Consider the following 12,055-nt stretch of genomic DNA (forward strand, 5'->3'; position numbering starts at 1 on the left):
GCCAAGTTTCTTGGGGAAGTCGTTATCGGCGAGGCCGGGGTCCTGTAGTCCCTCACAGGGCCCCGGTTTCTTTTTGCGTACCGTGAAGACGCTTGGCTTCAGCGATCGAACTTCGACCGCTTCCAGCGCATCATTCCATCACGGCACTATGGTCGACCTTGGCCGGCGTGCCTGGCTTGCGCAGCAAGAGTACCAGCGGGATGGCGGCCAGCGACAGGATCATCATCAGCTTGAAGTCGTCTATATAGCTGATAACAGTCGCCTGCAGCGTTACCACGCCGTCCAGTGCTGCGCGACCGGCGGCGGTGTAGGGGTTCATGGCCTGCGCGATCGCCGGATTGCCGAATGCCTGGTTGAAGGGCGTCACATAGGTGGCGATGTTGGCATGGTTGATCTGCACGTTCTGCGTCAGCAGCGCGGTGACCACCGAGATGCCGACGCTGGAGCCGATATTTCGCGACAAATTGTAAAGCCCGGTGCCTTCCGCCCGCCGTTCCGGCGCCAGCGTGGCGAAGGTGATGGTGGTCAGCGGCACGAACAGGAAGCCGAGCCCCGCACCCTGGATGAAGCCGGTGCTGATGATCGTCCATTGCGAGACATCGGGCGTCCAGCCGGTCATGTCGTACATCGCCCAGGCGGTGATCGCGAGGCCGATGAACAGCAGCCAGCGTGTGTCCACCTTGCCGACCAGCCTGCCGACCAGGAACATGCACGCCATCGTGCCGAGGCCGCGCGGGCCCATGACGATGCCGGCCGTCACCACCGGATAGCCCATCAGCGTCTGTAGATAGGGTGTCATCAGCGCCAGCGAGGCGAGATAGGTGATGCCGACGATGAAGATGAAGATCATGCCGACGGCGAAATTCCGGTCCAGGAACAGCCGCGGGTTCACGAAGGTGTTCTTGGCGGTGAAGGTGTGGACGAGGAAGATGTAGAAGGCCGACGCGCAGATCAGCGCCTCGACGATGATCTCGGATGAGGAGAACCAGTTGAGCTGCTCGCCGCGGTCGAGAAACATCTGCAGCGCCGCGATGGTGATGCTGAGCATGCCGAAACCCAGCCAGTCGAGCTTTGCCTTGATGTCCAGCTTGGTTTCGAGCACGAACAGCGATACGCCGGCGAAAGCCAGCGCTCCGATCGGCACGTTGATGTAGAACACCCAGCGCCAGGAGACGTTCTCGGTCAGCCAGCCGCCGATGACCGGGCCCAACACCGGCCCGACCATCACCGACACGCCGAACAGCGCCATCGCCGAGCCCCGCTCCTCCACGCTGTAGATGTCGAGCAGGATGCTCTGCGACAGCGGCACCAGTGCGGCGCCGAACAGGCCCTGCAGCAGGCGGAAGCCGACGATCTGCGGCAGCGACTGCGCGAAGCCGCACAGCACCGAGGCGACCACGAAGCCGGTGATCGAGGTCAACAGGATGCGCTTGCGGCCGAAGCGGTTGGCAAGGTAGCCCGAAGGCGGCGTCATGACGGCGGCCGCGACGATATAGGAGGTCAGCACCCAATTGATCTGATCGGCGCTGGCCGAAACGCTGCCCTGTATGTAGGGCAGCGCCACATTGGCGATGGTCGTGTCCAGCGCCTGCATGATGACCGCCAGGATCACGCAAGCCGTGATGGCGCCGCGATTGGCGACCACCGGTGTGGCACCTGCCGCGGTCGCGCTGGTCATGATTTTTGTCCGAACCGGTCGATGAGGTTGGTGACGAAGTCCGGCAGGCCGCGCGCATGGCCGGTCTCGACGTCGACCACCACGCTCATGCCGCCGCGCAGCGGCGGCTTGCCCTTGGTATCGTCGACCGTCACGCGCATCGGGATGCGCTGCACGACCTTGACCCAGTTGCCGGTGGTGTTCTGCGCCGGCAGCAGCGAGAAGCTCGACGACGAGGCCGGGCTGATCGAGGCAACCGTGCCGTGCCAGACGGCGCCTGGATAGGTGTCGACACTGATCGTCGCCGTCTGTCCCGGCCGCACATAGGTCAGTTCGGTTTCCTTCGGCTCCGCCTCGATCCACAGATCCGTCGACGAAACCAGGCTGAAGGCCGGTTGCGAGGCCGGCAGATATTTGCCGACCTGAAGCGCATCGACATTGGTGACGACACCGTCGAACGGCGCCTTGACCACGGAATCGGCGAGGTTGCGCTGCGCGTCGTCGACGCCCGACTGGGCCTGCAGGTAGAACGGGTTCTTTTCCACCGGCTGGTTGGCGTCGCCGCCCAGCTGGGCAAGCGTGGCCTGCGCCTGCGCCTTGGCGACGGCCACTTTCTGGCGCGCCGCGACGAGGTCGTGCTGGGCGCTATCGAAAGACGCCTTGGAGGCGGTGGAGGTCTTGAGAAGGTCCTGCTGCCGCTGGAAGGCGGCCTCGTAATAGGGAATGTCGGCTTGCGCCTGTTCGATCTGCGACAGCGACTGCTGGTAGCTCGCCTGCAGGGTCAGCACCTGGTTGCGCACCGTCCCGAGCTGGGCCTGGGCGGCGGCAAGAGCGGTTTCGAAGGAGGCCGGCCGCAGGCGGAACAGCACGTCGCCCTTCTTCACCACCTGGTTCTCGTGTACGTCGATCTCCTGCACGGTGCCGGAGACGTCGGTGGACACACCGAGCGACTGGGCCTGGATGTAGGCATTGTCGGTCGTCATCACCTGGCCGCCGGTCACGTAGTAATAGCCGCCTACGGCGAGCGCGATGGGAAGCAAGGCAAACAGCACCGGCCGCTTCAGACTGCGCTTCGGCTTGGCTGGGGCAGCGGGGGGAGGGGCAACGGCGATAGGAGCCGGCTGCGGCTGCGGCTCCTTGGTCGGCGCCTCGAGTGCCGCCGGCTGCAGCGCAACCGGCGCTTCCAGCTCGTCATTGTCGATGACGACATTGGCACGCCTCTGTTCGCGCTCGCTGTCCAGCCGGATGATCTGGTCGCCGGGGCGACCCGTGGCGGGGTCGTTTTCGGCAGGCTTCTTGGGGGATGTTGATTCAGCCATGGACTTTCTCCCGGTCGCCGGCTGGCTGGGTGCGAGCCGCGAGCAGATTGGATTTGATAAAGTTTGGGGTTTGCAGCCGATGCTGCCGTGTTTCAGGAGAAGGGCCGGCGAAGGCCTCGTCTCGCGTTCTCCGGCCGTTGCCGCGCATGATCTCGAGCAGCCGGCGGACCAGCGGGGCCAGGTAAGGCAGCCAGGCCAGCACCTGCGATTGGGGACGGCTCAGCGCCGACGCCCGCAAACGCTGCTCGAACCGCGTTCGAAGCAGGCGCGCGACGTTGTGCAGCACGAAGCTGATATGGGGCGAGGAGGACATGGGAAGAGATCGGGATCTACGGACAAGTTTTCGTGAGCATGCTTATTATCATCATGCACATAATCCCGCTGGACGGCGCGTGCAAGACGGACTAAGCCGCGTTGGCCAAAAATCGCATGGGCCACGACACGGAAGAGGCGCCCCTGCGGCGCGAATTTTTCCGGCAAGGATTTCGACGATGAACTGGATCAGGATCGCAGCCGTGACGGCTCTCGTCGGGTGTCCCGGCATCGCGGTTGCAAAGGAGGCGGTGAGCTGCGGCGGCGCCGCCATGCTGGGTGGCGCGCAGCTGACCTGCAGCCACGTCGAACCCGCAGCACCGCCGCAATTCTGCACGTTTAGCTGGGCTCTCCACACCATGGCGGGCGACCAGAAGGTCGTCGAAGGCACGTTCCTGCTGCCGCCAGGTGCGGCCAACGTCACCGTCTACCAGGGCAGCGGTTTCGACAGCGCGCTGTCCAATCCGATCGTGAGCTGCCGCGGCGACAAATGAGCCTGGCACGCACGGAAGACTCGCACCCCGGCCGATTGGTGCTATAGGGCGGATCACGTTATTTTGACCAGGCGCCTCCGGTTCGGATGCGCCTGTCTGCCAATTCCCGGACGACCCGACATGGACGGACCCAACCCCGACATCAAGCACCCGATCCCGATGCACACGCGCGTCGGCTTCCTGAAGCCGCTGGTGACGGAGCCGAACATCGAGATCGGCGACTTCACCTATTATGACGACCCGGACGGACCGGACAAATTCGCGCAGAAATGCGTGCTGCACCACTATCCCTTCATCGGCGACAAGCTCATCGTCGGCAAGTTCTGCGCCATCGCCGAAGGCGCGCGCTTCATCATGAACGGCGCCAACCACGCAATGTCCGGCTTTTCCACCTATCCGTTCAACATTTTCGGCCATGGCTGGGAAAAAGGCTTTGACCCGGCGACATGGTCGAAGGAGGTGCGCGGCGACACGGTGGTCGGCAGCGATGTCTGGATCGGCATGGAGGCGGTTATCCTGCCCGGCGTGGAAATCGGCCATGGCGCCATCATCGCCGCCAAATCCGTGGTGACGCATGATGTGCCGCCCTATGCCATTGTCGCCGGCAACGCCGCCAAGGTGGTGAAGATGCGTTTCGACGACAGGACGATCAGGCGGTTGCTGGCACTGGCATGGTGGCATTGGCCCGTGGACAAGATCGGCCGCAACCTCGATGCCATTAGGGGCGCCGATATCTCTCTTCTGGAGGCAGCAGCTTGAACGCTCTGAACAGCACTGTGATCACCACCGACCTGTTCACGCGCGGGTGGATCTTCATCCGCGGCGTGCCGGCCATGAAGTTCCTGCCGCCGGAAGGGCCGCCGGAAATCGCCTTTGCCGGCCGCTCCAATGTCGGCAAATCGTCGCTGATCAACGCCTTGGTCAACCAGAAGGGGCTGGCGCGCACCTCCAACACGCCGGGGCGCACGCAGGAATTGAATTATTTCGTGCCGGACGGATTTTCCGGCGAGGGCGCTGACCTGCCGCCGATGGCGCTGGTCGACATGCCGGGCTACGGCTACGCCACCGCGCCCAAGGAGAAAGTCGACGAGTGGACCAAGCTGGTCTTCGACTATCTCAAGGGCCGGGTCACGCTGAAGCGGGTCTATGTGCTGATCGACGCCCGCCATGGCATCAAGGCCAAGGACGACGAGGTGCTGTCGCTGCTCGACAAGGCGGCGGTGTCCTACCAGATCGTGCTGACCAAGACCGACAAGATCAAGGTCGCCGGCGTGCCGCGGCTGATCGAGGAGACGCTGCAAAAGATCAAGAAACGGCCGGCGGCGTTTCCGTTCGTCCTGGCGACGTCATCGGAAAAGGGCGAGGGGCTGGAGGAATTGCAGGCCGCCATCGTGCTTGCCGCCAATGGCGGCTAGAGCAATTCCAGGAAAAGTGTGAGCGGTTTTCCCTTGGGAATTGCGTCAAACTAAGAGTCAGAGTGGTTCGCCGTTTCCATGAAACGGTGAAACGCTCTAGGCCTTTGCCTCCAGCGCAATCATCTGGTGGCTTTCTTCCTCCGCGAGCCGTTCGGTGCCATAGTTCTTCAGGAACATGCCGACGCCCGACCTGACGATGTGGTCGATCTCTTCGTCGCTCGGAGCCTTGGTGCGGTAGGCGAAGATGCACTGCCGGAAGAGGCCGGCCAGGCACAGTTCGGTAAACTGGTAGGCGGCAAGATCGACATCGTCGATCTTGAGCAGGCCGCGTTCGATGGCGGCATTGAGAAACTCCACCACCTTGTCATGGCCGCGTTTGGGGCCGCGTTCGTAAAACCGCGCGCCCATGTCGGGGATCCTGTCGGAGGCGCCGATCACCGTGCGTTGCGCCTGGATGACCCTGGCCGAGGTGATCTTCATCGACAGCACCTTGCCGAACTTCACCAGGGTCTGGCGCAGATCGTCGGCGCGGTCGAGCATGTCGTACATATTCTTGAAGATGGTGCCGCGCTCTTCCTCGATCAGCGCTTCGAACAGCTCTTCCTTGTTGGCGAAGTAGACATAGATGGTGCCCTTCGAAACGCCGGCCTCGCGCGTGATGTCGTTCATCGAGGCGGCCTCGAAGCCCTTGTCTATGAAGACTCGGCGGGCGCCGTCGATGATCTGGCTGCGCTTGGCCGGATCCTGTCCGGCCGCCGGGCGGCCGCGGCGCAGGCTTTCCAGCAGGTCGTTGCAGTTGTCGGTTTCGACGTCAGGCGTTGTCTCGGCCATAAAAGTCACACCTCGAAAATAATTCGAACCAACCGGTTCGATTGCCCTTGATATGGTCCTCTTTTCACGCTATGTCAACGGCCGGATCGAACCGAACGGTTCAGTATTATTACTTTAGAGAGATGTCATGTCCTCGAACGCGCCCAACACAGCCGAAGTCCGCCCCTTCCCCAACGCCAAGGTCGCTCCGGCGACGGAAGCACCGGAGATTCCCGTCCTGCCGGTGGCACCGCCGCCGGCGGCCGAAGCTCCAGCCAAGAAGAAGCGCTCGGTGCGTTCCATCCTGTTGCCGATCATCGGCCTTGCCCTCCTGAGCGGTGGCGCCTGGTACGGTTATGACTACTGGACCACGGGCCGTTTCATGATCTCGACCGACGATGCCTATGTCCAGGCCGACATGGCGTTCGTTTCGCCCAAGATCTCCGGCTATGTCGATCAGGTCAAGGTCAGCGAGAACCAGCTGGTCAAGGCCGGCGACCCGCTGCTGACGATCGACGATGGCGACTACAAGATCGCCGTTGCCCAGGCCGAAGCGCAGATCGCCACATTGTCCAAGACGCTCGACCGCATCGACGCGCAGACCAAGGCGGCGCAGGCCTCCCTGCAGCAGGCCCAGGCGCAGAAGGTTGCAGACCAGGCCGCGGCCGACAACGCCGCCCGTGCCCAGCAGCGCGCCGCGCAACTGGTCAAGACGCATGTCGGCACGCAGGCGCAACTGGACGATGCCCAGACTGCACTCGACCAGGCCAATGCCGCGTTGGTTGGCGCCGATGCGCAGATCGCCGCTGCACAGGCCAATATCGGCGTGTTCGAGGCGCAGCGCGCCGAGTCGGCGAGCACGCTCGCTTCGCTGCAGCTCAGCCGCGACAAGGCCGCGCGCGACCTGTCCTTCACCGTGCTCAAGGCGCCTTATGACGGCGTCGTCGGCAACCGCTCGGTCGAGCAGGGCGATCTTGTCAGCCCCGGCCAGAAGCTCGCCGTCGTCGTGCCGTTGGACAAGCTCTACATCGTCGCCAACTTCAAGGAGACGCAGCTTGCCCGGCTGGTTCCGGGCGAAAAGGTCAACATCTCGGTCGACGCCATCGACGGCCATCCCATCCAGGGAACCGTCTCGTCGCTCGCTCCGGCTTCAGGCGCGGTCTTCTCGCTCCTGCCGCCGGAAAACGCCACCGGCAACTTCACCAAGGTTGTGCAGCGCGTCCCGGTCCGCATCGACGTGCCGGCCGATGCCCTGAAGACGCGCAAGCTGCGTGCTGGCCTCAGCGTTGTCGTCAACGTTGACAGCCGCACCGCACCTGCCGCGACGACCAACTAAGCGCTTTCGGAGGGTGGCTCGGCGGCTGATGAAGCGCTGGGCCGCCCGGCCGGCCTCAAGGAGGCCCATGAAATGGCAACCGCTACCATCACCGCAGGATCGCCGCCGGCAAGACCGGCGGTCCCTGACACCATCTCCACACGCCGCGTCATCGCCTTCCTGGCGATGGTGTTCGGCATGTTCATGGCGATCCTGGACATCCAGATCGTCTCGGCTTCGCTGGCCGAGATCCAGGCGGGCCTCAGCGCCAGCTCCGATGAAATTCCGTGGGTGCAGACGGCCTATCTGATTGCCGAGGTGGTCATGATCCCGCTGTCGGGCTTCCTCAGCCGAATGCTGTCGACGCGCGTGCTGTTCACCATCGCCGCCGCCGGCTTCACCGCGGCCAGCGCGCTTGCCGCGACCGCCACCAACATCGACCAGATGATCGTCTACCGCGCCGTGCAGGGCTTCATCGGCGGCGGCATGATCCCGAGCGTCTTTGCCGCGGCCTTCACCATCTTCCCGCCTTCCAAGCGCGCCGTCGTCTCGCCGATGATCGGCCTGGTGGCGACGCTGGCGCCGACCATCGGCCCGACCGTCGGCGGCTATATCAGCCACGCCTTTTCATGGCACTGGCTGTTCCTGGTCAATGTCGTGCCCGGCATCCTGGTGGCGAGCGCCGCCTGGGCGCTGATCGATTTCGACAAGCCCAATCTCAAGCTGTTCAACAAGTTCGACTGGTGGGGCCTCGCCGGAATGGCGGCCTTCCTCGGCTGTATGGAATATGTGCTGGAAGAGGGTCCGAACAATGACTGGCTGCAGGACCAGGGCGTGTTCATCTGCGCCATTGTCATGAGCGTCGGCGCGGTGATCTTCTTCTGGCGTGTCTTCACCGCCGAGGAGCCGATCGTCGACCTCCGGGCCTTCAGCAACGTCAACTTTGCCTTCGGCTCGCTGTTTTCCTTCGTCATCGGCATCGGCCTCTACGGCCTGACCTATCTCTATCCGGTCTTCCTCGGCCGTATCCGCGGCTATGATTCGATGATGATCGGCGAGGCGCTGTTCGTCAGCGGCCTGGCGATGTTCGTCACCGCGCCGATCTCCGGCATCCTGTCGAGCAAGATGGACTTGCGGCTGATGATGATGATCGGCTTCTTCGGCTTCGCCACCGGCACCTGGTGGATGACGCATCTGACCGCCGACTGGGATTTCTACGAACTGCTCATCCCGCAGATCCTGCGCGGCTGTTCGATGATGCTGTGCATGGTGCCGATCAACAACATCGCGCTCGGCACCTTGCCGCCCGACCGGCTGAAGAACGCCTCCGGCCTGTTCAACCTCACCCGCAACCTCGGCGGCGCTGTCGGCCTTGCCCTCATCAACACCGTGCTGATCGACCGCAACGCCTTCCACTATGCGAGGCTCGCAGAGCATGTGCAGTGGGGCAGTGCCGCCGCGCAGACCAAGCTGCAGAACATGACGCTGAACTTCGAACAGACCACTGGCCTGGATGCGGCCAGCGCGGCGATCTCCAAGCTGTCGGGCATGGTCCAGCAGCAGGCGGCGCTGCTGTCCTTCATGGACGTGTTCTACATGCTGACAGTGCTGTTTGCGACGCTCGGCCTGTTCACGATGCTGATCAACAAGCCGGCCCCGCCCGGTGGTGGCGGAGGTGGCGGGCACTAAGCAATTCCAGGATAAGTGTGAAGCGGTTTTCCCACAGGAATTGCGTCAAGACAGAAACACAGACGTGGGCAGCGGTTTCGGGAAGCTCCTCCAGTCCACGCCCGAAAGCTCTGACCGCGCAAAAAACTCCGGGCCGCAAGACCCGGAGTTTTTCGTTTCCGGTCGAATTTCGTCAGGCCGTGGCCGGCTTGAAGGTCAGCGCCACGCCGTTGATGCAGTGGCGCAGGCCGGTCGGCGCCGGACCGTCGTCGAAGACGTGGCCGAGATGGCCGCCGCAGCGGCGGCAATGCACCTCGGTGCGGGTCATGCCGAGCGACCTGTCCTCGGTCTTGCCGATGCCGTTGGCGATCTCCTGCCAGAAGCTCGGCCAGCCGGTGCCGGAATCGAATTTCGTCTCAGAGGGGTAGACCGGCAGGTCGCAGCCGGCACAGGCGAAGATACCCTTGCGGTGCTCGTTGAGCAGCGGGCTGGTGCCCGGATATTCCGTGCCTTGCTTGCGCAGCACGTCGAAGGCGGCAGGCGACAGGATGGCTTTCCACTCGTCATCCGTCTTGGTGATCTCGAATTTTTCGGCCGCCAGCGCGGGCTGCGGAGCGCCCATGCGCAGCATGGTTGCGGCGGCCCCGACGACGCCAAGGGCGGCGGCACCGCTCAAAAGAAAGTCGCGACGGTTCATGACCATTCCTCCGGTTGTTCCTTTTGCCAAACTATACCGCCACGCCAAAATCAAAAGCCGGTGACGGTTGCCCCCAAACGACACTCCGCGCCGTTCCACAGTTGGCTGTGGGCGGCGCGGAGCGTGCGTGTCGATTGCGGATCAGGGGAGCGGGACGACGCAATCGGCGGAGAGCTCTTGCCGCAGGTTCGTCCGCGGCTGGCCCCTTGTTACATCTTCGGCAAAAGAACCTTGTCGATGACGTGGATGACACCGTTGGACTGCTCGACATCGGCGATCGTCACATTGGCGACATTGCCATTCTCGTCGGTAACGGTGACCTTGCCGCCCTCGGCCTTCAGGGAAAGCTCGCAGCCGCCGACGGTCTTGACCTTGTGCGTGCCGCCGTCGGCCTTGGCCATCGAGGCCACATCCGCCGCCATCGCCTTGGCGCCGATGACATGGCAGGTCAGGACCTTCGTCAGCTTGTCCTTGTTCTCGGGCTTGAGCAGCGTGTCGACCGTGCCGGCCGGCAGTGCCGCGAAGGCCTCGTTGGTCGGCGCGAAGACGGTGAACGGACCGGCGCCCTGCAGCGTGTCGACCAGGCCGGCCGCCTTGACGGCGGCGACCAGCGTGGTGTGGTCCTTCGAATTGACGGCGTTCTCGACGATGTTCTTCTGGGCATACATGGCGGCGCCGCCGACCATTGGGTTTTCGGCATAGGCGGCGGTGGCAAGCGCGGAAACAGCGATCGTACCGGCAAGAAAAAGGGTGGCGTATCTACGCATGATGTTCAAACTCCTCGGTTTTCTCTTCCCATTTTTTGGGGACGCGAGGAGATACGCAACACAAACGCGCGAGTTTCAGAATATTTTTGGATTTTTGAATTTTTCGCTCGGGCAAAGAGATTTTATGGCGCACCTTCTTACCGGCACGCACACCTATTTTAGGCAGGTGTTACATAAGATATATTTGGGAAATTCCGGAAACGGATTCGCTGCGAGATGCAGCAGGTCAGATGCCCTTCAGGTCGCCAGCGGCAACCACCGGTCCGGTCGGTTGTCCCGTCGGCGAGCCGCCGGCCGGTTCCAGGCTGACGGCCAGCACCGCGCCCTGCGCCAGCTTCTGCTGCGTGGCGGGCGAGACCCCGATATGCGCGGTCGCGCCGGCCGGGATGACGCCCATCGAGACCGGTGCGTTCTTGCCTTCGATCATCCAAAGTTCGAAGTCCTTGCCGGAAGCAAGCGTGCCGGAAACGTGCGAAAGGCTGACGTCATGCCGCTCGGAATCATAGACGGCGAGATATTTTACATCGCTGCCGTCGGCCGCCAGCGAGGCGACAAGCCGCGCCTGCGGCTGTTCGGCCGGCCGATTGACATAGGGCACGGCGATATAGAGAGCCAGCGCCGCAACAGCAGCGACGGCAAGGCCGCGCCAGAAGGCGAGGCTGGACCACAGGCCGGCACGGGCCTCGGCCGGAGTGGCGGCGGTCGATGCAAACAGCCGGCGGTCGACAGCCGCCTTCACCGAAGCCGGCGGCTCGACCTCGGCATAGGCTGATGCCAGCGGCGACAGGCGAACCTCCCAGCCATCGACGAGCCGCGCGAAATCGGTGTCGGTGTCGACGCGCCTGGACGCGATCTGCCGCTCTTCCACCGGCAGAACGCCGAGAACGTATTCGGCGGCGAACAGCTCGTCGCCTCCACGTTCCGGTCCGTTGTCCTCTGCCAGTGTCATCTTTCCAGACATTCTCTCAGTTTCATCAGGCTGCGGCGCAGCCAGGTACGCATCGTGTTCAGCGGCACGCCGTGGCGCTCCGCCAGTTCGGCATAGCTTTCGCCCTTGAGATAAGCGCCCCGGACGGCCGCCGCCCGGTCCTTCTCCAGCTCCTCGAGACAATGATGGATGCGTACGGATTCGTCGCCTGCCACCACCATCGCTTCAGGTCCCGGTGCCGGATCGGCCACCTCGAGCGCGGCATCGATATCGGCGGCAGGCTTGCGCCGTGCCCTGACGCGATCGATCGCGTGGTTGCGGGCGATTGCCACCAGCCAGGAGATCGGGCTCAGATCGGAGACGGCAAAACGATCCGCCTTCGTCCATATCTTCACGAAGACTTCCTGCAGCGCTTCTTCAGCATCTCCTCGGTCGTTCAATACACGAAGGCACACGCCGAAAAGTTTCGCGCTGGTCTGCCGGTAGAGCAGATCGAACGCTGCCCGATCCTTCATCGAAGTCCGGACGATCAGCTTGGTGATGTCCTGCGGCGTCATGTGCGCCAAGTTAGGCGATTGCATTGTATTTGCAACGCTGGAAATATTCCGTGCACCTAAAGTCCGGCGTGCTGGCGCAGGCTTCGATTGCCAAGGGATCAGGCGCTGGCTAGCTT

General features: G+C 63.3%; 13 protein-coding genes. 5 read left to right on the forward strand and 8 right to left on the reverse strand.

Annotated features, from left to right (window positions below; all coding sequences use genetic code 11):
• Positions 1 to 130: 130 nt before the first annotated feature.
• From ACVILI_RS05380 to ACVILI_RS05390, 3 genes are read right to left on the reverse strand one after another with little or no spacing between them, the layout of a single operon-like run.
• On the reverse strand, positions 131 to 1,678 hold the full coding sequence (locus ACVILI_RS05380; RefSeq protein WP_038651159.1) for a DHA2 family efflux MFS transporter permease subunit: 1,548 nt from the start codon (positions 1,676 to 1,678) through the stop codon (positions 131 to 133).
• Positions 1,675 to 2,976 carry an HlyD family secretion protein gene (locus ACVILI_RS05385; protein WP_202361132.1) on the reverse strand — a complete coding sequence of 434 codons (1,302 nt, stop codon included), beginning with the start codon at positions 2,974 to 2,976 and terminating at the stop codon, positions 1,675 to 1,677. The genes ACVILI_RS05380 and ACVILI_RS05385 overlap by 4 nt, the downstream gene beginning before the upstream one ends.
• The gene (locus tag ACVILI_RS05390) at positions 2,969 to 3,289 is read right to left on the reverse strand and encodes a hypothetical protein (RefSeq protein ID WP_038651162.1); all 321 of its coding nucleotides are present in this window, start codon (positions 3,287 to 3,289) and stop codon (positions 2,969 to 2,971) included. The genes ACVILI_RS05385 and ACVILI_RS05390 overlap by 8 nt, the downstream gene beginning before the upstream one ends.
• Before the next feature lie 178 nt (positions 3,290 to 3,467).
• Between ACVILI_RS05390 and ACVILI_RS05395 the strand changes: the two genes are divergently transcribed.
• The 3 genes from ACVILI_RS05395 to yihA all read left to right on the forward strand — a co-directional run bounded on the left by ACVILI_RS05395 (position 3,468) and on the right by yihA (position 5,197).
• Positions 3,468 to 3,782, forward strand: a complete 315-nt coding sequence (locus tag ACVILI_RS05395) for a hypothetical protein (RefSeq protein WP_038651165.1) — start codon at positions 3,468 to 3,470, stop codon at positions 3,780 to 3,782.
• A gap of 120 nt (positions 3,783 to 3,902) precedes the next feature.
• On the forward strand, positions 3,903 to 4,541 hold the full coding sequence (locus tag ACVILI_RS05400) for a CatB-related O-acetyltransferase (RefSeq protein WP_038651168.1): 639 nt from the start codon (positions 3,903 to 3,905) through the stop codon (positions 4,539 to 4,541).
• Positions 4,538 to 5,197 (forward strand): ribosome biogenesis GTP-binding protein YihA/YsxC, encoded by a 660-nt coding sequence (gene yihA, locus ACVILI_RS05405; RefSeq protein WP_019862432.1) that lies wholly within the window; start codon positions 4,538 to 4,540, stop codon positions 5,195 to 5,197. Before ACVILI_RS05400 ends, yihA begins: the two co-directional genes overlap by 4 nt.
• 96 nt (positions 5,198 to 5,293) lie before the next feature.
• Here the strand turns inward: yihA and ACVILI_RS05410 are convergent, their stop codons facing one another.
• Positions 5,294 to 6,028 carry a TetR/AcrR family transcriptional regulator gene (locus ACVILI_RS05410; RefSeq protein ID WP_019862434.1) on the reverse strand — a complete coding sequence of 245 codons (735 nt, stop codon included), beginning with the start codon at positions 6,026 to 6,028 and terminating at the stop codon, positions 5,294 to 5,296.
• Between the two features lie 127 nt (positions 6,029 to 6,155).
• Here ACVILI_RS05410 and ACVILI_RS05415 point away from each other — a divergent pair, with 127 nt between their 5' ends.
• Together ACVILI_RS05415 and ACVILI_RS05420 are read left to right on the forward strand one after the other, a co-directional pair.
• Positions 6,156 to 7,343 carry an HlyD family secretion protein gene (locus tag ACVILI_RS05415; protein ID WP_038651171.1) on the forward strand — a complete coding sequence of 396 codons (1,188 nt, stop codon included), beginning with the start codon at positions 6,156 to 6,158 and terminating at the stop codon, positions 7,341 to 7,343.
• Positions 7,344 to 7,415: 72 nt separating this feature from the next.
• Positions 7,416 to 9,011, forward strand: coding sequence for a DHA2 family efflux MFS transporter permease subunit (locus ACVILI_RS05420; protein ID WP_038651174.1), 1,596 nt, complete (start codon positions 7,416 to 7,418; stop codon positions 9,009 to 9,011).
• 172 nt (positions 9,012 to 9,183) lie between these two features.
• Here the strand turns inward: ACVILI_RS05420 and msrB are convergent, their stop codons facing one another.
• The 4 genes from msrB to ACVILI_RS05440 all read right to left on the reverse strand — a co-directional run bounded on the left by msrB (position 9,184) and on the right by ACVILI_RS05440 (position 11,939).
• Positions 9,184 to 9,687: a peptide-methionine (R)-S-oxide reductase MsrB gene (msrB, locus tag ACVILI_RS05425; RefSeq protein ID WP_019862438.1), complete on the reverse strand. Its 504-nt coding sequence runs from the start codon at positions 9,685 to 9,687 to the stop codon at positions 9,184 to 9,186.
• Between the two features lie 209 nt (positions 9,688 to 9,896).
• On the reverse strand, positions 9,897 to 10,454 hold the full coding sequence (locus ACVILI_RS05430) for a fasciclin domain-containing protein (protein WP_038653641.1): 558 nt from the start codon (positions 10,452 to 10,454) through the stop codon (positions 9,897 to 9,899).
• Positions 10,455 to 10,680: 226 nt separating this feature from the next.
• Positions 10,681 to 11,403 (reverse strand): anti-sigma factor, encoded by a 723-nt coding sequence (locus ACVILI_RS05435; protein WP_084791724.1) that lies wholly within the window; start codon positions 11,401 to 11,403, stop codon positions 10,681 to 10,683.
• Positions 11,400 to 11,939, reverse strand: coding sequence for a sigma-70 family RNA polymerase sigma factor (locus tag ACVILI_RS05440; RefSeq protein ID WP_019862441.1), 540 nt, complete (start codon positions 11,937 to 11,939; stop codon positions 11,400 to 11,402). Before ACVILI_RS05440 ends, ACVILI_RS05435 begins: the two co-directional genes overlap by 4 nt.
• Positions 11,940 to 12,055 lie beyond the last annotated feature (116 nt).

The sequence above is a fragment of the Mesorhizobium sp. USDA 4775 genome, assembly GCF_054062655.1.

Excerpts from the sequence above, each read along its gene's own strand:
- ACVILI_RS05430 (WP_038653641.1), bottom strand. The coding sequence starts at position 10,454 with ATGCGTAGATACGCCACCCTTTTTCTTGCCGGTACGATCGCTGTTTCC.
- ACVILI_RS05380 (WP_038651159.1), bottom strand. The coding sequence starts at position 1,678 with ATGACCAGCGCGACCGCGGCAGGTGCCACACCGGTGGTCGCCAATCGC.
- ACVILI_RS05415 (WP_038651171.1), top strand. The coding sequence starts at position 6,156 with ATGTCCTCGAACGCGCCCAACACAGCCGAAGTCCGCCCCTTCCCCAAC.
- ACVILI_RS05435 (WP_084791724.1), bottom strand. The coding sequence starts at position 11,403 with ATGACACTGGCAGAGGACAACGGACCGGAACGTGGAGGCGACGAGCTG.
- msrB (WP_019862438.1), bottom strand. The coding sequence starts at position 9,687 with ATGAACCGTCGCGACTTTCTTTTGAGCGGTGCCGCCGCCCTTGGCGTC.
- ACVILI_RS05410 (WP_019862434.1), bottom strand. The coding sequence starts at position 6,028 with ATGGCCGAGACAACGCCTGACGTCGAAACCGACAACTGCAACGACCTG.
- ACVILI_RS05390 (WP_038651162.1), bottom strand. The coding sequence starts at position 3,289 with ATGTCCTCCTCGCCCCATATCAGCTTCGTGCTGCACAACGTCGCGCGC.
- ACVILI_RS05395 (WP_038651165.1), top strand. The coding sequence starts at position 3,468 with ATGAACTGGATCAGGATCGCAGCCGTGACGGCTCTCGTCGGGTGTCCC.
- ACVILI_RS05400 (WP_038651168.1), top strand. The coding sequence starts at position 3,903 with ATGGACGGACCCAACCCCGACATCAAGCACCCGATCCCGATGCACACG.
- ACVILI_RS05385 (WP_202361132.1), bottom strand. The coding sequence starts at position 2,976 with ATGGCTGAATCAACATCCCCCAAGAAGCCTGCCGAAAACGACCCCGCC.
- ACVILI_RS05420 (WP_038651174.1), top strand. The coding sequence starts at position 7,416 with ATGGCAACCGCTACCATCACCGCAGGATCGCCGCCGGCAAGACCGGCG.
- ACVILI_RS05440 (WP_019862441.1), bottom strand. The coding sequence starts at position 11,939 with ATGACGCCGCAGGACATCACCAAGCTGATCGTCCGGACTTCGATGAAG.